The sequence below is a fragment of the Nocardioides sp. genome, assembly GCF_964229035.1.
Lineage (GTDB): Bacteria > Actinomycetota > Actinomycetes > Propionibacteriales > Nocardioidaceae > Nocardioides.
Map to the genome: position 1 here is coordinate 37,956 of NZ_CAXRAZ010000028.1, position 18,513 is coordinate 56,468.

The 18,513-nt window shown below is 71.6% G+C and carries 19 protein-coding genes; 17 read left to right on the top strand and 2 right to left on the bottom strand.

The genetic code is table 11. The features are described 5' to 3' along the window. Positions 1-194 precede the first annotated feature (194 nt). The 14 genes from ACERUN_RS09040 (at position 195) to ACERUN_RS09105 (ending at position 13,813) form a co-directional block, all read left to right on the top strand. A complete protein-coding gene (locus ACERUN_RS09040; protein ID WP_370289628.1) occupies positions 195-917 on the top strand; it encodes an MlaE family ABC transporter permease in 723 nt (240 codons plus the stop codon). Between the two features lies 1 nt (position 918). Further along, positions 919-1,758 carry an MlaE family ABC transporter permease gene (locus tag ACERUN_RS09045; RefSeq protein ID WP_370289565.1) on the top strand — a complete coding sequence of 280 codons (840 nt, stop codon included), beginning with the start codon at positions 919-921 and terminating at the stop codon, positions 1,756-1,758. Next, complete coding sequence (locus ACERUN_RS09050) at positions 1,758-3,074, top strand: MCE family protein (protein WP_370289629.1); 1,317 nt, start codon at positions 1,758-1,760, stop codon at positions 3,072-3,074. The genes ACERUN_RS09045 and ACERUN_RS09050 overlap by 1 nt, the downstream gene beginning before the upstream one ends. Continuing rightward, positions 3,071-4,225, top strand: coding sequence for an MCE family protein (locus tag ACERUN_RS09055; protein ID WP_370289566.1), 1,155 nt, complete (start codon positions 3,071-3,073; stop codon positions 4,223-4,225). Before ACERUN_RS09050 ends, ACERUN_RS09055 begins: the two co-directional genes overlap by 4 nt. A gap of 5 nt (positions 4,226-4,230) precedes the next feature. Further along, on the top strand, positions 4,231-5,226 hold the full coding sequence (locus ACERUN_RS09060; protein ID WP_370289567.1) for an MCE family protein: 996 nt from the start codon (positions 4,231-4,233) through the stop codon (positions 5,224-5,226). A gap of 17 nt (positions 5,227-5,243) precedes the next feature. Then, positions 5,244-6,491: an MCE family protein gene (locus ACERUN_RS09065; RefSeq protein WP_370289568.1), complete on the top strand. Its 1,248-nt coding sequence runs from the start codon at positions 5,244-5,246 to the stop codon at positions 6,489-6,491. Further along, positions 6,488-7,813: an MCE family protein gene (locus ACERUN_RS09070; protein WP_370289569.1), complete on the top strand. Its 1,326-nt coding sequence runs from the start codon at positions 6,488-6,490 to the stop codon at positions 7,811-7,813. The genes ACERUN_RS09065 and ACERUN_RS09070 overlap by 4 nt, the downstream gene beginning before the upstream one ends. 8 nt (positions 7,814-7,821) lie before the next feature. Next, positions 7,822-9,084 (top strand): MCE family protein, encoded by a 1,263-nt coding sequence (locus tag ACERUN_RS09075; protein ID WP_370289570.1) that lies wholly within the window; start codon positions 7,822-7,824, stop codon positions 9,082-9,084. Continuing rightward, entirely contained in the window at positions 9,081-9,668 is a 588-nt protein-coding gene (locus ACERUN_RS09080; protein WP_370289571.1) for a hypothetical protein, read from the top strand. Before ACERUN_RS09075 ends, ACERUN_RS09080 begins: the two co-directional genes overlap by 4 nt. Before the next feature lie 70 nt (positions 9,669-9,738). Then, positions 9,739-10,638: a hypothetical protein gene (locus ACERUN_RS09085; RefSeq protein WP_370289572.1), complete on the top strand. Its 900-nt coding sequence runs from the start codon at positions 9,739-9,741 to the stop codon at positions 10,636-10,638. 201 nt (positions 10,639-10,839) lie between these two features. Then, complete coding sequence (locus ACERUN_RS09090) at positions 10,840-11,835, top strand: NAD(P)/FAD-dependent oxidoreductase (RefSeq protein ID WP_370289573.1); 996 nt, start codon at positions 10,840-10,842, stop codon at positions 11,833-11,835. A 69-nt stretch (positions 11,836-11,904) separates the two neighbouring features. Then, a complete protein-coding gene (locus ACERUN_RS09095) occupies positions 11,905-12,105 on the top strand; it encodes a ferredoxin (protein WP_370289574.1) in 201 nt (66 codons plus the stop codon). Then, positions 12,102-13,001 carry a 3-oxoacyl-ACP reductase gene (locus ACERUN_RS09100; protein ID WP_370289575.1) on the top strand — a complete coding sequence of 300 codons (900 nt, stop codon included), beginning with the start codon at positions 12,102-12,104 and terminating at the stop codon, positions 12,999-13,001. The genes ACERUN_RS09095 and ACERUN_RS09100 overlap by 4 nt, the downstream gene beginning before the upstream one ends. An 11-nt stretch (positions 13,002-13,012) precedes the next feature. Continuing rightward, entirely contained in the window at positions 13,013-13,813 is an 801-nt protein-coding gene (locus ACERUN_RS09105; protein WP_370289576.1) for an SDR family NAD(P)-dependent oxidoreductase, read from the top strand. Positions 13,814-13,846: 33 nt separating this feature from the next. Here ACERUN_RS09105 and ACERUN_RS09110 read toward each other — a convergent pair whose 3' ends face one another. Further along, positions 13,847-14,458 carry a TetR family transcriptional regulator gene (locus tag ACERUN_RS09110; protein ID WP_370289577.1) on the bottom strand — a complete coding sequence of 204 codons (612 nt, stop codon included), beginning with the start codon at positions 14,456-14,458 and terminating at the stop codon, positions 13,847-13,849. A gap of 206 nt (positions 14,459-14,664) precedes the next feature. Between ACERUN_RS09110 and ACERUN_RS09115 the strand changes: the two genes are divergently transcribed. The 3 genes from ACERUN_RS09115 to ACERUN_RS09125 are packed head-to-tail and all read left to right on the top strand — an operon-like array spanning position 14,665 to position 17,827. Continuing rightward, a complete protein-coding gene (locus tag ACERUN_RS09115; RefSeq protein ID WP_370289578.1) occupies positions 14,665-15,930 on the top strand; it encodes a glycosyltransferase family 4 protein in 1,266 nt (421 codons plus the stop codon). Between the two features lie 2 nt (positions 15,931-15,932). Next, the gene (locus ACERUN_RS09120) at positions 15,933-16,682 is read left to right on the top strand and encodes a class I SAM-dependent methyltransferase (RefSeq protein WP_370289579.1); all 750 of its coding nucleotides are present in this window, start codon (positions 15,933-15,935) and stop codon (positions 16,680-16,682) included. Further along, a complete protein-coding gene (locus ACERUN_RS09125) occupies positions 16,679-17,827 on the top strand; it encodes a prenyltransferase (protein WP_370289580.1) in 1,149 nt (382 codons plus the stop codon). The genes ACERUN_RS09120 and ACERUN_RS09125 overlap by 4 nt, the downstream gene beginning before the upstream one ends. On the opposite strand, the gene ACERUN_RS09130 is transcribed toward ACERUN_RS09125, so the two are convergent. Further along, the gene (locus tag ACERUN_RS09130) at positions 17,804-18,481 is read right to left on the bottom strand and encodes a class I SAM-dependent methyltransferase (RefSeq protein WP_370289581.1); all 678 of its coding nucleotides are present in this window, start codon (positions 18,479-18,481) and stop codon (positions 17,804-17,806) included. The genes ACERUN_RS09125 and ACERUN_RS09130 overlap by 24 nt on opposite strands. Between the last annotated feature and the right edge of the window lie 32 nt (positions 18,482-18,513).

Consider the following 18,513-nt stretch of genomic DNA (forward strand, 5'->3'; position numbering starts at 1 on the left):
CTCCTCTCGCTCCTCCTACGGATCCCGTCCGGTTCCGCCGCGTCACGGTGGCACCCAGAATGAGAACGTGTTCTACTATCCCCGCGGTCGCGCTCGGGGAGGGTGCCGGCCGCTCGCGCAGGTAGTCGGTGAGAGGAGCACCCGTGGCGTTCAACGCCGTCGCACTGGTCCGTGGGCCCGGTGAGATCGCGCTGATGGTCGTCGAGGTGACCCGCCGCATCCTCACCCGGCCCTTCCAGACCCGTGAGTTCATCGAGCAGGCCTGGTTCATCACCAGCGTCACGCTCGTGCCGACGATCATGGTCTCCATCCCGTTCGGCGCGGTGATCTCGCTGCAGGTCGGCAACCTCACCGGCCAGCTCGGGGCGCAGTCCTTCGCCGGGGCCACCGCGGTGCTCGCCACGGTGCGCGAGGCGGCGCCCATCGCCGCGGCCATGATCATCGCCGGCGCGGCCGGATCCGCGATCTGCTCGGATCTCGGCTCGCGCAAGATCCGCGAGGAGATCGACGCCATGGAGGTGCTGGGAATCGACCCGCTCGAGCGCCTCGTCGCCCCCCGCGTCGTGGCCACGATGTTCGTGGCCGTGATGATCAACGGCATCGTGATCGGCACCGGCATCGGCGGCGGCTACTTCTTCACCGTGATCGTGCAGGGCGGCTCCGCCGGTGCCTTCCTGTCGTCCTTCACGGCGCTGGCCTCGCTGCCGGACCTCTACATCGCCATGATCAAGGCGCTGATCTTCGGATGGCTCGCTGCGGTCATCGGGGCCTACAAGGGCCTCAACGCCGGTGGCGGCCCCAGCGGCGTCGGTCGGGCGGTCAACGAGTCGGTGATCATCGCCTTCATGGCGCTGTTCTTCCTCAACGCCGTGATCACCGCCATCTACTTCCAGATCTCGCCCCCGGCAGGACTGTGAGATGAGCGCGATCACCGAGGCGGCCGGGGAGTTCGGACGGGCGCGACGCGCCTCGCTCGAGGGGTACGGCGACCAGCTGCTGTTCTACGCCAAGGCGCTCGCCTGGGCACCGCGCGCCGTGCGCCGCTACCCCCGCGAGATCACGGCCACGCTCGCCGAGGTGGCCTTCGGAGCCGGCGGGCTGAGCCTTATCGCCGGCTCGGTCGGCGTGATCGCCTTCATGGCCTTCTTCGCCGGCACCGAGGTCGGCATCCAGGGCTACGCCTCGCTCAGCCAGATCGGCGTCGCCAAGTTCTCCGCCTTCATCTCGGCCTACTTCAACACCCGCGAGGTCGCCCCTCTGGTGTCGTCGATCGCACTCGCCGCGACCGTGGGATGCGGCTACACCGCGCGGCTGGGCGCGATGCGCATCTCGGAGGAGATCGACGCCCTCGAGGTGATGGGCATCCCGTCACTGCCCTTCCTCGTCACGACGCGCATGGTGGCGGCCTTCGTGGCCGTCATCCCCCTCTACGTGGTGGCGCTCTGCGCCTCCTACCTGTCGCCGCGGCTGATCGTCACGCTCATCTACGGCCAGTCGGCCGGCACCTACGACCACTACTTCCTGCAGGTCCTGCCGCCGATCGACATGCTGTGGTCGTTCGCGAAGCTGCTCGTGCTGGCGGTCGCGGTCATCCTCATCCACTGCTACTACGGCTACACCGCCTCCGGTGGGCCCGCGGGCGTGGGTCGTGCGGTCGGCACGGCCATCCGCACGAGCATCGTGACGATCGTCGTGGCCGACTTCTTCCTCAGCTTCGCCATCTGGGGCTCGACGACGACGGTGAGGATCACCGGGTGATGCTCGTCAACCTCCACCACGGCAGCGCCCGCGAGCACAACCGCCTGCTCGTCGCCGGCATCGCCTTCCTGACCGCCCTCGCCCTGCTCATCTGGCTCTCGGTGGCCATCTACAACAAGACCTTCGACCGCGTCACCACGGTCACCGTCAAGGCCGAGCGGGCCGGTCTGCAGCTGGCCAAGTTCGGCGACGTCCGCCTCAACGGCGCGCTGGTGGGCCGCGTGCAGCGGATCGCGCAGGACGGCAAGCAGGCGGAGCTGACGCTGGCCCTGGAGCCCGACGCCGCGGAGCGCATCCCCGCCAACATCAGCGTCGAGATCCTCCCCACGACGCTGTTCGGCCAGAAGTTCGTCGCGCTCGTGCCGCCGACCCGCGCCTCCGGGCGGCTGCGCGACGGCAGCATCATCCCCGCCGATCGCGTGCGCACCAACGTCGAGCTGAGCCAGGTGCTGGCCGACCTGTTCCCCCTGCTGCGCGCGGTGCGCCCCGCCGACCTCAACGCGACGTTGAGCGCCATCGCCGGGGCGCTGGAGGGACGCGGGGCCGACATCGGCGAGACGATGGACAAGCTGGGCCGCTACGTGGGCGAGATCGACCAGTCGCTGCCGACGCTGCGCGAGGACCTGATCGCGCTGGCCGATGTGGCCGACACCTACGACCTGGCCGCCCCCGACCTGCTCGACGTCCTCGACGACGTCACCGTGACGAGCAAGACGATCACGGAGAAGGCAGCCGACCTCGACGTCTTCTTCTCCGACATCACCGGCCTCGCCCGCACCACCACGCGGGTCCTCAACGCCAACGAGCAGAACCTCATCCGGGTCGGGCAGGTGAGCGCCCCGATCGTCCGGTTGCTGGCGGAGTACTCGCCGCAGTTCCCGTGCCTGATCCGCGGTGCGGCGAACTACGAGCCCATCTTGTCGAAGACCTTCGAGGGCAACGTCGTGAAGCAGTACATCGAGTTCTTCCAGCCACAGACCCGCGCCTTCGACGAGCGCGACCTGCCCGAGTACGGCGAGGTGGGGCACGGGCCCTGGTGCGCGGGGTTGCCGAACTTCACGATCCCGACTCCCGGCTTCTCCCTCGACCAGGGCTCCGACATCGACGAGAAGAAGGGCACGCTGCCGGTGCCGAACCTCGGACTCTTCGATCCGATCAGCAGCATCGACAGCGGGTACGCCGGTTCGCGGGCCGAGCAACGCGTCGTCAACGCCCTGCTGGCCGGACGCAACGGTCGCTCGAGCGGTTCCTCCTACGGCGCGCTCGGCTCCCTGCTCTACGGCCCGGTCGTGCGGGTGGGCGGGGGAGTCGGATGAGCACCCGGCCCGACCCGACTCACACCCCGCGGTTCGAGGTGCCCGACCCGCCCGACCCGACGGCTCAGCTGCGCCGTCGCCGCAACCGGGCGACCCGTGCGGCCGCGGTCAAGCTCGCCGTCTTCACGATGGTGTCGCTCCTGGTGACCGGCGTGCTCGCGGTGATCATGGGCAACATCGGCCTGGGCGACCGCACCGAGTACCACGCGATCTTCACCGACGCCTCGATGCTCGAGAAGGGCGACGACGTCCGGGTGGCGGGCGTCAGCGTCGGCGAGGTGCGCAGCGTCGAGCACTACCGACGCTCGATGGCCCGCGTCACCTTCCGCGTCGACTCGAGCGTGGCCATGACGTCGTCCACGCAGGCCGAGATCCGCTTCCTCAACCTGGTCGGCGACCGCTACCTCGCCCTCGAGCGCGGCACCGGCTCGCAGGGCGCCCCCCGTTTGCGGGCCGACGCCACGATCCCGGCCGAGCGAACCCGGCCCGCGCTCAACCTGACGACCCTGTTCGACGGCTTCAAGCCGCTCTTCGCCGCGCTCGACCCGAAGCAGGTCAACGAGCTCAGCATGAACCTCGTGCAGGTGCTGCAGGGCGAGGGCGGCACGGTCCGGAGCCTGCTGGCCCACACGGCCTCGCTCACCGGCACACTCGCCGATCGCGACCAGCTGATCGGCGAGGTGATCGACAACCTCGGGCAGACCCTCGACACCGTGGCCGACCGGCGCGAGCAGCTCGGGTCGCTCATCGTCGAGCTCAAGGACTGGATGAGCGACCTGGCGAAGGACCGTGACACCATCGGATCCTCGCTCGACAACATCTCGCAGCTCACCGTGACGGTGGCCGACCTCCTGCGCCAGGGGCGCCCGCTGGTCAAGGAGGACCTCGACGCCCTGCGCCAGCTGTCGGCCCTGCTGAACCGGAAGGAGAACCGGGCCAACCTCGCGAGCCTGCTCGAGCGGATGCCCGAGACGATGCGCGACCAGACCCGCACCGGCACCTACGGCAGCTGGTACAACTACTACGTCTGCGGCGTCTCGGCCCGCATCCGGCTGCCCGTGATCGCGAACCTCCCGATCATCAAGGAGCTGCAGAAGTACATCGCCGACTTCAAGATCCGCTCCACCGCACCCCGGTGCCAGGACAAGTGATCACCATGAGGACGACGAACCGCATCGCCCGAGCGCGCGAGAGGCGCGTGCTGCGCCTCGGCGTCATCACGCTCGCGCTGATGGTGCTGGTGTCGGCCGCGACCTTCAACCTGGGCAAGTTCCCGGGGTTCCGCGGCACCACCTTCCACGCCGAGTTCAGCGACGCCAGCGGCCTGCGCACCGGCAACATCGTGCAGGTCGGTGGCATCCGCAGCGGCCGGGTGAGCGACATCGAGCTGGTCGGCGATCGCGTGCGGGTGACCTTCGAGCTCGACGGCGACGTCGAGTTCGGCCGCGAGAGCCGGGCGTCGGTGCAGGTGCTCAACCTGCTCGGTGAGAAGTACCTCGACCTGGAGCCTGCCGGGCCCGGAAGCCTGGCCTCGGGGGCCACGATCCCGCTCGAGCGCACCGAGGCCGCCTACGACATCGTCAACGTCTTCTCCGACCTCACCACGACCACCGAGGAGATCGACACCGACCGCCTGTCGCGGGCCCTGAGCACGGTGGCCGAGACGCTGGACGGCGCCGCGCCCGAGCTGCAGGGCGCCTTCGACGGCATCTCGCGCCTCTCGCGCGCGGTGGCCTCGCGCGATGCCCAGGTGCAGCAGCTGTTCCGCAGCACCGAGCAGGTGAGCGGCGTCCTGGCCGAGCGTGGCGAGGACCTCGTCGCGCTCATGCGCGACAGCAGCCTGGTCTTCCGTGAGCTCACCAAGCGCCGCGACGCCGTCCACGACCTGCTGGTCAACGCGCGTTCGCTCGCCCGCGAGCTGCAGGGGGTGGTGAAGGACAACGAGGCGCAGATCGGTCCGGCGCTGGCCGAGGTCGACGGGCTCGTCAGCTTCCTGGTCTCGAAGCAGAAGCGCATCAAGGAGACCCTCGACGCGCTGGGTCCCTATGTCTCGATCCTCAGCAACATCATCGGCACCGGCCCGTGGTTCGACGCCTACGCCTCGAACCTCCTCGCCCTGCCGACCGGCGAGTTCGTCCCGGGGGAGCGATGAGAGCGGTGGCGGGCCTGGTGAGGCTCATCGACAGGAGGGTGCTCGCGCTGCTCGCGGTGGCGCTGCTGGTCGGACTCTGCGTCAACCTCGTGCGATCCCCGGTGGAGATGAAGCGGGTGACGGCGCACTTCCCCCGCGCGGTGAGTGTCTACACGGGCACCGACGTCCGCATCCTCGGCGTGACCGTCGGTTCGGTGACGGCCGTGATCCCGGAGGGCAACTCGGTGCGCGTCGAGATGGAGTACGAGGCCGAGCACCGCCTGCCCGCCGACGCCAAGGCGGTGATCGTGACGCCCACGCTGGTGGCCGACCGCTTCGTGCAGCTGACCCCGGTGTACCCCGGCCGAGGGGCGGTGCTCGCCGACGGTGCCGACATCGCCCTGCCCGACACGGCGGTGCCGGTCGAGCTCGACCGGATCTACAGCAGCCTCCGCTCGCTCACCCAGGCGCTCGGGCCGAACGGCGTGAACGCCGACGGCACCCTCGACAACCTGCTGCGCGCCGGCCGGGAGGCGCTCGACGGCCAGGGAGCCCGGGGACGCGAGACCATCGCGCAGCTGGCGGCGGCAGCGCAGACCTTCGGCGACGGCGCCGGGCCGCTCTTCGAGGCCGTCTCGCAGCTCGCCACGTTCACCGGCACCCTCGCGCAGAACGACCGGCTCGTGCAGGCCTTCGTCAAGGACCTCACCGGGGTGTCGGCGATGCTCGCCCAGGAGAGCGACGAGCTCGACGCCGCGGTCCGCTCGGTGGCGCAGGCGGTGGGCTCGGTCAAGGGCTTCGTCGAGAACAACCGCGACGCCTTCGTCCGCGACGTCCGCAAGCTCACCGAGGTGATGAGCACCATCGCCTCCGAGACCGACAGCATCGACCAGGCGGTGCGCGTGGCGCCCGTCGCGATGGGCAACCTCCTCATGGGCTTCGAGCCGATCAGCGGGTCGCAGAGCTCGCGCGTGGGCATCGGCGGCAACATCTGGGACGCCGACGGGCTGGTGTGCGCGATCGTGCAGCAGAACCCGGCCATGCCCGCCGCGCTCAAGGACACCGCCTGCGACCTCATCAAGGCCCTGGTGGAGCCGGTGGTCGGCAACCTCCCCTTCCTGCCGCCGGAGTACGCCTCGTCGCTGCCCGGCGGGGCGAAGGGGGCGGCGGCCCGGGGCGGCTCGGGGATGGACACCCCCCAGGGCCTGCAGCTCCCCGGAGCCTCCGACGTGCGCTACTCCACCGGTGACGGCGGCGTCGTCGCCCTGCTCGGAGGGGCGCGATGAGCCGGCTGCGCGCCCGGGCGGGCGCAGTGGCCCTCCTGCTCGCCGGCGCGGTGGGCCTGGTCGGTTGCGACTTCGACGGCGCCTACGACCTCCCCCTGCCGGGCCACGAGGTCTCCGCCGACGACGCCTTCCGCGTCACCGCCTACTTCCGCGACGTGCTGAACGTCGTCCCGCGCTCGCCGGTCATGGTCGACGACGTCGTGGTCGGTGAGGTCGAGGAGGTCGAGCGCGCCGGCTGGAACGCCAGGGTGACGCTGCTCGTGCGCAAGGACGTGGAGCTCCCCGACGACACCGTGGCCGACATCCGCCAGGTCTCGCTGCTCGGGGAGAAGTACGTCGCGCTCGAGGCGCCGACCACCACCACCGGCGGACGCCTGGGCGACGGCGACACGATCAAGCTCCCCTCCACCGGGCGCAACCCCGAGGTCGAGGAGGTGCTCGGGGCGCTGTCCTTCCTGCTCACCGGCGGCGGCGTGGCGCAGCTGGGCACGATCACCCGCGAGGCCAACGCCGTCATGTCCGGTCGCGAGGACCGGCTGCGCGACCTGCTCTCCTCCCTCGACGGCGTGATCGGCACGCTCGACGCCCAGAAGTTCGACATCGTGCGGGCCCTCGAGTCGCTCAACAACCTCACCTCCACGCTCAACGCCGAGAAGGACACGGTGGGGGAGGCGCTCGACGCCGTCGGACCCGCGGTCGACGTCCTCGCCGACCAGCACGACGAGCTCGTGGCCATGCTCGGATCGCTCGACGAGCTCGGCCGGGTCGGCACGCGCGTGATCGACGCCAGCAAGGACGACATCCTCTCGGTGCTGAAGGACCTCGGCCCGGTCCTGCGCAAGCTGCGCGAGGCCGACGAACAGCTCGCACCGGGGCTCAACCTGCTGCTGAGCTTCCCGTTCCCGCAGTCGGCGAACGCGATCGTCGAGGGCGACTACGCCGACACCGTCATCCAGGCCGACTTCGATCTGGCGAACCTGTACCGGTCGCTGAAGCTGCCCGAGATCCAGCTGCCCGACCTCGGCGGCGTCATCGACCAGGTCGGCCGCTGCCTGCGCAGCGGCAAGCTCACCAGCACCGCGTGCGCCAAGGTGCTGCGCGACGTCAACCTCGTGCAGGACCTCCAGCGCCAGTGCCGCCAGCCCGCCATCAAGGACGGACCGGTGTGCCGCCTGCTCAACGCCCTGCCCGACCTCGACCTCGGGGGCCTGCTCGACGGCAGCGGCGGCCTCCTCGGCGGCCTCAACGGCCTGATGGGCGGCCTCACCGGATCGCAGTCGTCGTTCACCGGCACCACCGACCAGCTCCTGGGGGCCACATGAGCCGCGGCGTGCGCATCCGACTGATGGCCTTCGTCGTCCTCAGCGCGGTGGGCCTCACCTACGTCACCGCCACCTACCTCGGTCTGGTGGACCGCGTCACGGGCCGCGAGATCGTGGTGAGCGCCCGGCTGCCGGGATCCGGCGGCCTCTTCGAGGGCAGCGAGGTCACCTACCGCGGGGTGAAGATCGGCAAGATCACGCGCATGGAGCCGAGCGCCGACGGGCTCGACCTCACCATGGCCCTGCGCCCCGGCACCCGCCTTCCCCTCGACTCCCGCATGTACGTGCACAACCTTTCGGCGGTGGGGGAGCAGTACCTCGACTTCGAGCCCGTGGACGACGACGGCCCCTTCGCCGCCGACGGCGCGCGGTTCGTGGGCGACGCCACCTCGCTGCCCACCGACGAGGGCGACCTGCTGGTCGACCTGAACCGCTTCGTGTCCTCCGTCGACCAGGACGCGCTGCGCTCGGTGGTCAAGGAGCTCGGGCTCGCGTTCTCAGGTTCCGGGCGCGACCTGCAGCGCCTCATCGACGGCGGCACGGCCTTCATCGACGAGGCGAGCCGCAACACCGACGAGACGATCGCCCTGCTCGAGAACGGCCGCACCGTGTTGCGCACCCAGCAGGGCCAGGGCGAGAACATCCGGCGCTTCTCCCGCGACCTCGCCACGGTCACCGGCACGCTGCGTGCCCGCGACCAGGACCTGCGCACCATCCTCGACGCCACTCCGGGCGCTGCTCGCGCGGTCGACCGCCTGCTCACCGAGCTCGAGCCCACGCTGCCGATCCTCATGGGCGACCTCGTCAGCGTCGGGCAGGTGCTGGTGAGCGAGCTCGACGGCATCGAGCAGCTGCTCGTCACCTACCCGCCGCTCATCGCGGGCGGTCCGACGGGCAGCACCGCCGACGGGTTCGGCCACGTCAACCTGCAGCTCGACTACAGCGTCCCGCCCTGCACGAAGGGCTACCTGCCGCCCTCGAAGTGGCGCTCCACCCAGGACCGTTCCGACGCCGAGGCCGCCGACGTCTCCTGCACGGCCGGTCCGCCGTACGCGATGCGGGGCAGCCGCTACGCGCCCGGCAACCGGAGGGCCGAGGCCGCCTCGCCCGCGCGCGTCTACAGTGACGTCTACGACCCGGCCACCGGAGCGGTGCCGGGTCTCGTGGACGACGACGGCACCCGGATCCGGCTGCAGCAGCCGCAGGATCTCTCGGTGCTCGGAGGGGATGCATGGAAGTGGCTGCTGGTGGGCCCGGTGGCGAGTCGGTGAGCGACACCTCGCGGGTGCGGCTCAACGTCGTCCTCTACGCCGTAGCGGTGATCGGGGTGTGCGTGCTCGTCCTGCTCACGCTCACGCTGGTGCGCCAGTCCGACGACCGTGTCGACGGCGTCGGGGTGAGCGGCGACGCCGGTGAGGACGTCGGCCCGGGCGTCGTCGAGGCGGTACCGCTCGCGTCGAGCGCCGAGCAGGCCCGCACGGCCGACCAGATCGCGGCCGCACGCTCGATGGTCGAGGCGTTCGTCAACTTCGACTACCGCGACCCCGCCCGCACGGTCGATGCCGTGCGCAAGCGTTCCACCGGCACCTTCTTGGCCGAGTACTCCCGCGGTGCCGCCGACCTGCGCCGTCTCGGCACCGAGGCGCAGTCGCAGATGACCGCCCGCGTGGTGTGGACGGGTCTCGTGGCCGGCGACGACGACTCCGCCACGGTGATCGTGGCCACCAGCGGTGCGGTGCGCAACAAGACCACCCGCTTCCGCGACGAGGCGCGCAACTACCGCATCCAGGTCGAGCTCGTGCGCTCGAAGGGCGCCTGGCTCACCAGCGACCTGCAGTACGTGGCGCTCGGGTGAGGCCCGTGACGAGTCCCGTGCGCTCGCGCCGCGCCGCCGACACCGATCCCCGAGGCACTGGAGAACGGCCATGAACGCCTCCTCGCGTCCCCCGCGCCGGCCCGCGTCCTCGCGAGGCGGAACCTCGCGCCCGAAGCGCATCGCCGGTCGCGACACCCCGCTCACCCCCGTCGAGGGCGAGGGAGAGGGTGGCAGCGGCGACACCGCCGCGACCACCGATGCCCCGCGACCGTCGCTCGCGAAGGCATCCGCGTCTGCGACGCCGCGGCGCCGCGAGGAGGACGTCGACCGCTCGCGCGCGCTCTACCCCGTCGGCGTGGAGGTCGAGAGCCACGGCCCCGAGGCGGTCGGACCGCTCGCCTCGCCGCGGGTCACACGGGTGCTCACGGCGGTGATCGGGGTGCTCACCGTCGCGCTGATCGTCGTCGGCGTGCTGCTCTGGCGCCAGGAGGGCGGGGGCGACGGCGAGCGGGCGTCGTCCACCGACCCGAACGGCCTCACGGTGCCCGCCGGGCGGCCCGTGGTGGCCAACCAGCTGCAGGTGCTCGACGGTGTCGACGCCGCGGCCAAGGCCGCGCAGGAGATCGTGTCGATCGACCACACGAAGTTCGCCAGCGAGGTCGACGCGGCAGCGAAGCTGATGACCGCCGACTTCGCGCGCGAGTACCGCGCCACCACCCGCGACATCGAGCGCGACTTCGTCGCCAAGCGCACGACGGTGCAGGCCACCGTGGTCGCGCAGGGGGTGGTGCGGGCCAGTCGCACGCGCCTCGAGGCGCTGGTGTTCCTCAACCAGGTGGTGCGCCGCACGCAGGACGGCAAGCCCGACACCCTCGTGACGCCGTTCAAGGTGCTCGTGACGATGGTGCACACCGACCGCGGCTGGTTCGTCGACGGCCTCGACACCGACGCTCCCGGCGAGGCTGCTCCCACCTCGCCCGCGCCCAGCGTGTCGCCGTCGCCCTCCTGACCCTGCTGGTCCTGCTGGTCCCGCTCCGCCCGGCATCGGCGGTTCCGCCCGATCGTCATCAGCGCGCCCTAGGCTGGACGTGACCTGGGCCACGCGCCGGGCGCCGTCGCACCGAACGTCGACCCGCCGCGCCGACCCGAGACAAGAGAACTAGAACACGTTACAGTTCCGGCGTGGCGGCGAGGAGGCGACGGTGATCCGATGGTGACCGAGTGCGATCTGGTGGTGGTGGGCGCAGGTCCGACCGGCCTCTACGCCGCCTACTACGCGGGCTTCCGCGGCCTGCGCGTGGCGCTCGTCGACTCCCTGCCGGAGCTCGGCGGCCAGATCACGGCCATGTACCCGGAGAAGGCGATCCTCGACGTCGCCGGCTTCCCGAGCATCAAGGGCCGCGACCTCGTGGCCGGGCTCGTGGCCCAGGCGCTGACCGCCGAGCCGCTGCAGCTGCTGGGGCGCACCGCCACCGACCTCGTCACCAGTGAGGACGACGGCGTGCGCCTCACCCTCGACGACGGCACCGAGCTGCAGGCCGGAGCCCTGCTCGTCACCGCGGGCATCGGCAAGTTCAGCCCGCGCCCCTTCCCCGCGGGCGCCGAGTGGATCGGCCGGGGCGTCGAGTACTTCGTGCCGACCTTCGCCCCCTATGTGGGCAAGGACGTCGTGATCGTCGGGGGCGGCGACAGCGCCTTCGACTGGGCGGTGCACCTGGAGCCCGTCGCCCGCTCGGTCACGCTGGTGCACCGGCGCGACGCCTTCCGCGCCCACGAGCGCACGGTGGCGCAGGTGCGCGCCTCCTCGGTCGACATCGTGACCCGCGCGGAGGTCACCGCCCTGCGCGACGCCGCCGGCCGCGGTGGCGCAGAGGCCGAGGAGCTGGCCGAGGTCGAGATCACCGTCGACGGCACCGCGCAGGTGCGCAAGGCCCAGGCGGTGGTGGCGGCCCTCGGCTTCGTCGCCGACCTCGGCCCGCTCCAGCAGTGGGGGCTCGAGACCCACAAGCGCCACATCGTCGTCGACACCGCGATGCGCACGAACCTGCCGCGGGTCTTCGCCGCCGGCGACATCACCGAGTACCCCGGCAAGGTGCGCCTCATCTCGGTCGGCTTCGGCGAGGCGGCCACGGCCGTCAACAACGCCGCCGTCGTCATCGACCCCACCGCCCACGTCTTCCCGGGCCATTCCTCCGAGGGCGGCTGAGCCGCCGCGGCTCGCGTCCCCGCACCCCGACCACCACCCCACCCCTCCACCCTCCGAAGGGAACAACCGATGCGCATCAAGGTCGACTTCGAGCTGTGCGAGTCCAACGGCCTCTGCGAGGCCATGGCGCCCGAGGTGTTCGAGCTGGACGACGACGACTTCCTCCAGCTGCACGCCGAGCACACCACCCCCGAGAACGAGGACGACGTGCGCCGGGCCGTGGCGGCCTGCCCGCGTGCGGCCATCACCCTCGTGGAGGGCGACGCGTGACGACGTCGCTGGAGGGCAGGGTCGCGATCGTCACCGGGGCCGGCGCCGGACTGGGTCGCGCCGAGGCGCTGGCGCTGGCGGCGGCGGGCGCCGACGTCGTCCTCAACGACCTGCCGGGTGCGGCGCACGAGGCCGCCGAGGAGGTGCGCGCCCACGGGGTGCGCGCCGTGGTGGTCGAGGGCGACGTCAGTGAGCGCAGCACCGCGGACGCCATGCTGGCCGCCGCGGTCGACGAGCTCGGTCGCCTCGACGTCGTGGTGAACAACGCCGGCATGACCCGCGACCGGATGCTGTTCAACCTCGCCGACGACGAGTGGGACGCCGTCATCGCCGTGCACCTGCGCGGGCACTTCCTGCTCTCGCGCAACGCTGCCGCCCACTGGCGCGCGCAGGCCAAGCAGAGCCCGGAGGGCCGCGTGGAGGCGAGCGTCGTCAACACCGCGTCCGAGGCCTTCCTCGGCGGCTCGCCGGGCCAGGCCAACTACGCGGCGGCGAAGGCCGGCATCGCCGCCCTCACGCTCTCCACGGCGCGGGGTCTGGGTCGCATCGGCGTGCGCGCCAACGCGATCTGCCCGCGCGCCCGCACCGCGATGACCGCCGAGGTCTTCGGCGAGGACACCTCCGGCCGGACGGTCGACCCGTACTCGCCCGAGCACGTCGCACCGCTGGTGGCCTACCTGGCCTCGCCGGCCGCCGCGCGCATCACCGGCCAGGTGATGGTGGTCTACGGCGGCATGGTCGCGGTCGTCGCGGCCCCCGTGGTGGCCGAGCGCTTCGACGCCAGCGGCGACGTGTGGACCCCCGACGACCTCGACAAGCAGCTCGGCGGGTGGTTCGCCGACCGGGATCCGTCGATCGGCTTCGCCGCCGACGCGATCATGCAGCTGAGCGTCTGAGGGGCGCAGCGATGAGCGACACGAGCAGCGCAGCGCTGCGCTCAGGACGCCTGGCCGGCAAGATCGCGATCGTCACGGGTGGGGCGCAGGGCCAGGGGGCCGAGATCGCCCGCGCCTACGCCGCCGAGGGGGCGCAGGTCGTCATCGCCGACGTCGCCGAGGCGGAGGGCGCCGCCCTCGCCGAGGAGATCGCGGCGAAGCACGGGCCGGGCGTCGTCCACTTCACCCGGCACGACGTCAGCGACGCGGCGTCGTGGACGGCGCTCGTCGCCGAGGTCGCCGAGCGTTTCGGACCGGTGTCGGTGCTCGCCAACAACGCGGGCATTCTCCGCTTCGGCGACATCGAGCGGATGCCGGCCGAGGAGGTCGAGCTGCTGTGGCGGGTCAACCAGATGGGCGTCTTCCTCGGGATGCAGGCCGTGGCCCGGACCATGCGCAAGAACGGCGGCGGCTCGATCATCAACGCCTCGTCGGTGGAGGGGCTCGCGGGCATGCCGTCGTGCACGGCCTACGCGGCCACGAAGTGGGCCATCCGCGGCATGACCAAGTGCGCCGCGATGGAGCTGGGGCCGCGCGGGATCCGGGTGAACTCGGTGCACCCCGGGATGATCGACACCCCGATGACCCGTGTGCACGGGGGCGACGCGGCGATGGAGTTCGGCGCCAGCAAGGTGCCGCTGCGCCGCGTGGGCACGCCGGAGGACATCGCGCCGGTGTACGTCTTCCTCGCCAGCGACGAGTCGTCCTACATCAACGGTGCCGAGATCGCCGTCGACGGCGGCGTCACCAGCACGCACGCCTTCGGCGCCTGAGGCCGCGTGAGGGGGCTCCTCGGCGCGCGGCGATCAGTCGCGCAGGATCAGGTGGATCGCGGTCTCCATGTGCTGCGCGGTCTCGGCGGCGCTCGAGCGGCCGGTGACCCACGAGACGAGGGCCGAGAGCCACACGTCGCCGATCACGCGGGCCACGGCGACGTCCTGCTCGGAGGCCTCCTGCCCGGGCGCTGCGGGTCCGCCGCGCATGGCGTGGGTGACGATGGCGGTCATCGACATGCCGACCACGTGGATCTCGGCGGCCACCGAGCTGTCGGCGAACATGAAGGCGCGGGTGAGCGCCTCGGTGAGTTGCGGATCGCCCTGCATGCCGCGCGACATGCGGCGCAGCACGTGCAGCACGCGGTCGGCGGAGGTGTCGCCCGGCACCTCGCGGGTGGTCACGCGCTGCGCGGCCTCGTCGAACTGTCGACCCAGCGCGGAGACCAGCAGGTGGATCTTCGAGGGGAAGTAGCGGTAGAGGGTGCCCAGGGCGACGTCGGCCTGCTCGGCCACGGCCCGCATCTGCACGGCGTCGAAGCCACCGGCCTTGGCGAGGTCGTAGGTGGCGTCGAGGATGCGCTTGCGCCGGTCGCGCTGCGCCGCGGATCCGAGTTCGTCGGCTGCCGGGTTCGCGATGGTCATCGGACACTCCCTGGGCTGGATGGGAGGGGACGGTTCGCGCCCCCCTCAGCGGTTAGGCTACCGACAGGTAGTGGTCCGACAGCAACACGTTCCACTTCGTTCCGGCCGCTGCGCCCCGAAGGCGCCGCGTGGCCCTGGGCCGTCCGGACCCCCTGCCCCGTGTCCGCCGCGCGCTGCGCCGGCGGTGAGAAGGAGTGAACCCGAGTATGCGGATCGCGATGCTGTCCTATCGCAGCAAGACCCACGTGGGCGGGCAGGGTGTCTACCTGCGCCACCTCAGCCGCGAGCTCACGCGGCTGGGCCACACGGTGGAGGTCTTCTCGGGGCAGCCCTACCCCGAGCTCGACGAGGGCGTGGCGCTCACCAAGGTGCCGAGCCTCGACCTGTACCGCGAGCCCGACCCGTTCCGGGTGCCCAAGCTGCGGGAGTTCCGCGACCTGATCGACGTCCAGGAGTTCGCGATCATGTGCCTGGCCGGCTTCCCCGAGCCGCGCACCTTCTCGCGGCGCATCGCGAAGGTGATGGCCGAGCGGGCCGCCGACTTCGACATCGCCCACGACAACCAGGTGCTGGGCCACGGCATGCTCGACATCGAGAAGCGCGCGGGCATCCCGCTGATCACCACGATCCACCACCCGATCACCTTCGACCGGCGCATCGACATCTCGCAGACGTCCAACCCGTGGCGCAAGTTCACCCTCCACCGCTGGTACGGCTTCCTGCGCATGCAGGCCCACGTGGCCCGCCGGGCGCGCTTCATCATGACGCCGTCGGAGACCTCCAAGCGCGACATCGCCAAGGACTTCGGCGTCGACCCCGCGAAGATGGAGGTCATCCTCCTCGGCGTCGACGAGATGTTCGTGCCGCCCACCGAGCCGCGGGTTCCCGGCCGCATCATGGCGATGGCCAGCGCCGACGCCCCGATGAAGGGCATCTCCACGCTGCTCGAGGCCTTCGCCAAGCTGCGCACCGAGCGCGAGGTCGAGCTCGTGCTCGTCACCCGCCCCGCGCCGGGCGGGCGCACCGAGCGGCTCATCGAGAAGCTCGGCATCGGCGACTCTGTGCGCTTCGCCAACGGCCTCTCGGACGCCGAGCTGGTCGCCCTCATGGGCTCGGCCGAGGTGGCCTGCGTGCCCTCGCTCTACGAGGGCTTCTCGCTGCCCACCGCCGAGCTGATGGCCTGCGCCACCCCGCTCGTGGTGAGCCGCGCCGGCGCCATCCCCGAGGTCGTGGGCGACGACGGCGAGTGCGCCGACCTGGTCGCCCCCGGCGACGTGGGCGAGCTGTTCACGGCGCTCGCGCGCATGCTCGACGAGCCCGAGCGCCGCGCCCGGATGGGTGCCGCCGGCCGCCGACGCGTCGAGGAGCACTTCAGCTGGCGCGCGGTCGCGGTCAAGGTGGCCGCGGCCTACGAGAAGGTGATCGCGGACTTCGCGGCCGAGCAGGCCGCGCCGCAGCGGAAGGGGAACTGAGGATGCTGACCGTCGACTTCGACCGGCTGGGCCTGCGTGCGGGCGACCGCGTGCTCGACATGGGCGCGGGCGCGGGACGCCACAGCTTCGAGATGTACCGCCGCGGCGCCGACGTGATCGCCTTCGACCTCGACGCCGACGAGCTCGCCGGCGTCAAGGACCTCTTCGTCGCCATGGCCGAGGCCGGGGAGGTGCCGCCCGGCGCCGAGGCCGACGTCAAGCAGGGCGACGCCCTGGCCCTGCCCTTCGCCGACGGCGAGTTCGACCGCATCGTGTGCTCGGAGGTGCTCGAGCACATCCACCACGACGTCGACGCGATCAAGGAGCTCGTGCGGGTGCTGCGCCCGGGCGGCACCCTCGCGGTCTCGGTACCGCGCTGGCTGCCCGAGGTCGTCAACTGGCGTCTCTCGCCCGAGTACCACAACGCCACCGGCGGCCACATCCGCATCTACACCGACCTCGAGCTCATCGACAAGGTCACCAAGGCCGGTCGCGCCAACGACGGCACGCCCGGCGCCGCGATGATCTACGAGGGTCGGTCCTACAGCCACGGCCTGCACGCGCCCTACTGGTGGATCAAGTCCGCGGTGGGCGTCGAGAACGACGGGCACCCGCTCGCCAAGGCCTATCACCGCCTGCTGGTGTGGGAGATCATGAAGCAGCCCCTGGCCCTCCGGCTGGCCGGCAAGGTGCTCGACCCGCTCATCGGCAAGTCGCTCGTGCTCTACTTCCGCAAGCCGGAGACCGTGTGAGCGGGGCCGGTGCCGTGCCCGAGGTCCCGCTGGGCCGGCTGCCTTTCGTCGACGGCGTCCTGAGCGCCCAGCAGGTGGCCGACACCGCCGCCGCGATCGCCGCCATGCAGGAGCCCTGGGGAGCCGTCCCGTGGACGACGGGCGAGCACGTCGACATCTGGAACCACGTCGAGGCCGCCATGGCGATGCTCGTCGGCGGACAGGTGGCCGCCGCCGAGCGCGCCTACGACTGGGTGCCCACGATGCAGCGCGCCGACGGGTCCTGGCCGATGAAGATCGTCAACGGTGAGCCGGAGGACGTCCGCGGCGAGGTGAACATGTCGGCCTACTTCGCGGTGGGCCTGTGGCACCACTGGCTGCTGCGCCGCGACATCCGGTTCATCGAGAGGCACTGGCCCTCGGTGCGCGCGGGTCTCGACTTCGTGGTCTCGCTCCAGGAGCCCTTCGGCGGCATCCGGTGGACGCCGGTCGACGACTTCTGCCTGCTCACCGGCAACTCCAGCATCTACCACTCGCTGCGCGCGGGCGTCGCGCTCGCCGACCTCATGGACGACCCCCAGCCCGAGTGGGAGCTCGCCGGTGGTCGCCTCGGCCACGCCGTGCGCGTGCACGCCGACCGCTTCGCCGACAAGTCGTCGTACTCGATGGACTGGTACTACCCGGTGCTGGGCGGCGCCGTGCGCGGTGAGGCGGCCCGTGCCCTGATCGCGCGCCGGTGGGACGACTTCGTGGTGCCCGGCCTCGGCATCCACTGCGTCGACACCAACCCGTGGGTCACGGGCGCCGAGACGTGTGAGCTGGCGATGGCTCTCGACGTGATCGGCGACCACGAGCGTGCGCTGCGCCTGCTCACCGACATGCAGCACCTGCGCGAGGACGACGGCCGCTACTGGACCGGCTGGGTCTACGACGACCCGGCGCGGCGCGCCGACGGCGAGCCGCGCGACGTCCACTGGCCGGTGGAGCACACCACCTACACCGCTGCTGCGGTGATCTTGGCGGTCGACGCGCTGGGCGAGACCTACGGCCGCTCGACCCCGGGCTCGGGCATCATGCGCGGCACCTCGCTGGCGCCGCACTTTGAGGAGTTGGCGCTGGAGTGCGAGTGCGCCGCGAGCACCTCAGGCGAGCGGCTCTCCCGCTGACCCGCTCGTGCGCTGCAGCACCCGCAGCGAGCCCACGACGTCGACCTCGGTGAACGCACCGCTCGCCAGTGCAGGGAGGTAGATCTCCTCGTACGGCGGGCGCCCGCCGTCCGCGGGGTCGGGGAAGACGTCGTGGATGGCGAGCAGCCCGTCGCGCTGCACATGGTGGGCCCAGCCGCGGAAGTCCGCGCGGGCGGGCTCGACGCCGTGGCCGCCGTCGATGAAGAGCAGCGACAGCGGGGTGCGCCAGTGCGCCGCCACCGTGGACGACGCACCGACGACGGCGACCACGTGCTCCTCCAGTCCCGCGCGGGCGATGGTCTTGCGGAACACGCCGAGGGTGTCCATGAGCCCGAACTCGGGGTCGACCACGCTGGCGTCGTGGTGCTCCCAGCCGGCCTGGTTCTCCTCCGAGCCGCGGTGGTGGTCGACCGTGAACACGGTGGCGGGCACGCCGCCCACGCTCCCGACCGCCTGCGCCGCGGCGCCGAGGTACACCGCCGACTTGCCGCAGTAGGTGCCGACCTCGAGCGCCGGGCCGTGCGGAAGGCGCTCGAACGCGATCCGGTGCAGCAGCGCGCCCTCGTCGTCCGGCATGAAGCCCTTGGTGGAGCGGGCGAGCTCGAGAAGGTCGCGCGGCATGGTGTCGGTCACCCGGCCACTCTAGTAAACTGAAACTTGTTCTA

Excerpts from the sequence above, each read along its gene's own strand:
- ACERUN_RS09095 (WP_370289574.1), top strand. The coding sequence starts at position 11,905 with ATGCGCATCAAGGTCGACTTCGAGCTGTGCGAGTCCAACGGCCTCTGC.
- ACERUN_RS09090 (WP_370289573.1), top strand. The coding sequence starts at position 10,840 with ATGGTGACCGAGTGCGATCTGGTGGTGGTGGGCGCAGGTCCGACCGGC.
- ACERUN_RS09110 (WP_370289577.1), bottom strand. The coding sequence starts at position 14,458 with ATGACCATCGCGAACCCGGCAGCCGACGAACTCGGATCCGCGGCGCAG.
- ACERUN_RS09050 (WP_370289629.1), top strand. The coding sequence starts at position 1,758 with ATGCTCGTCAACCTCCACCACGGCAGCGCCCGCGAGCACAACCGCCTG.
- ACERUN_RS09055 (WP_370289566.1), top strand. The coding sequence starts at position 3,071 with ATGAGCACCCGGCCCGACCCGACTCACACCCCGCGGTTCGAGGTGCCC.
- ACERUN_RS09045 (WP_370289565.1), top strand. The coding sequence starts at position 919 with ATGAGCGCGATCACCGAGGCGGCCGGGGAGTTCGGACGGGCGCGACGC.
- ACERUN_RS09120 (WP_370289579.1), top strand. The coding sequence starts at position 15,933 with ATGCTGACCGTCGACTTCGACCGGCTGGGCCTGCGTGCGGGCGACCGC.
- ACERUN_RS09085 (WP_370289572.1), top strand. The coding sequence starts at position 9,739 with ATGAACGCCTCCTCGCGTCCCCCGCGCCGGCCCGCGTCCTCGCGAGGC.
- ACERUN_RS09115 (WP_370289578.1), top strand. The coding sequence starts at position 14,665 with ATGCGGATCGCGATGCTGTCCTATCGCAGCAAGACCCACGTGGGCGGG.
- ACERUN_RS09070 (WP_370289569.1), top strand. The coding sequence starts at position 6,488 with ATGAGCCGGCTGCGCGCCCGGGCGGGCGCAGTGGCCCTCCTGCTCGCC.
- ACERUN_RS09040 (WP_370289628.1), top strand. The coding sequence starts at position 195 with ATGGTCGTCGAGGTGACCCGCCGCATCCTCACCCGGCCCTTCCAGACC.
- ACERUN_RS09060 (WP_370289567.1), top strand. The coding sequence starts at position 4,231 with ATGAGGACGACGAACCGCATCGCCCGAGCGCGCGAGAGGCGCGTGCTG.
- ACERUN_RS09105 (WP_370289576.1), top strand. The coding sequence starts at position 13,013 with ATGAGCGACACGAGCAGCGCAGCGCTGCGCTCAGGACGCCTGGCCGGC.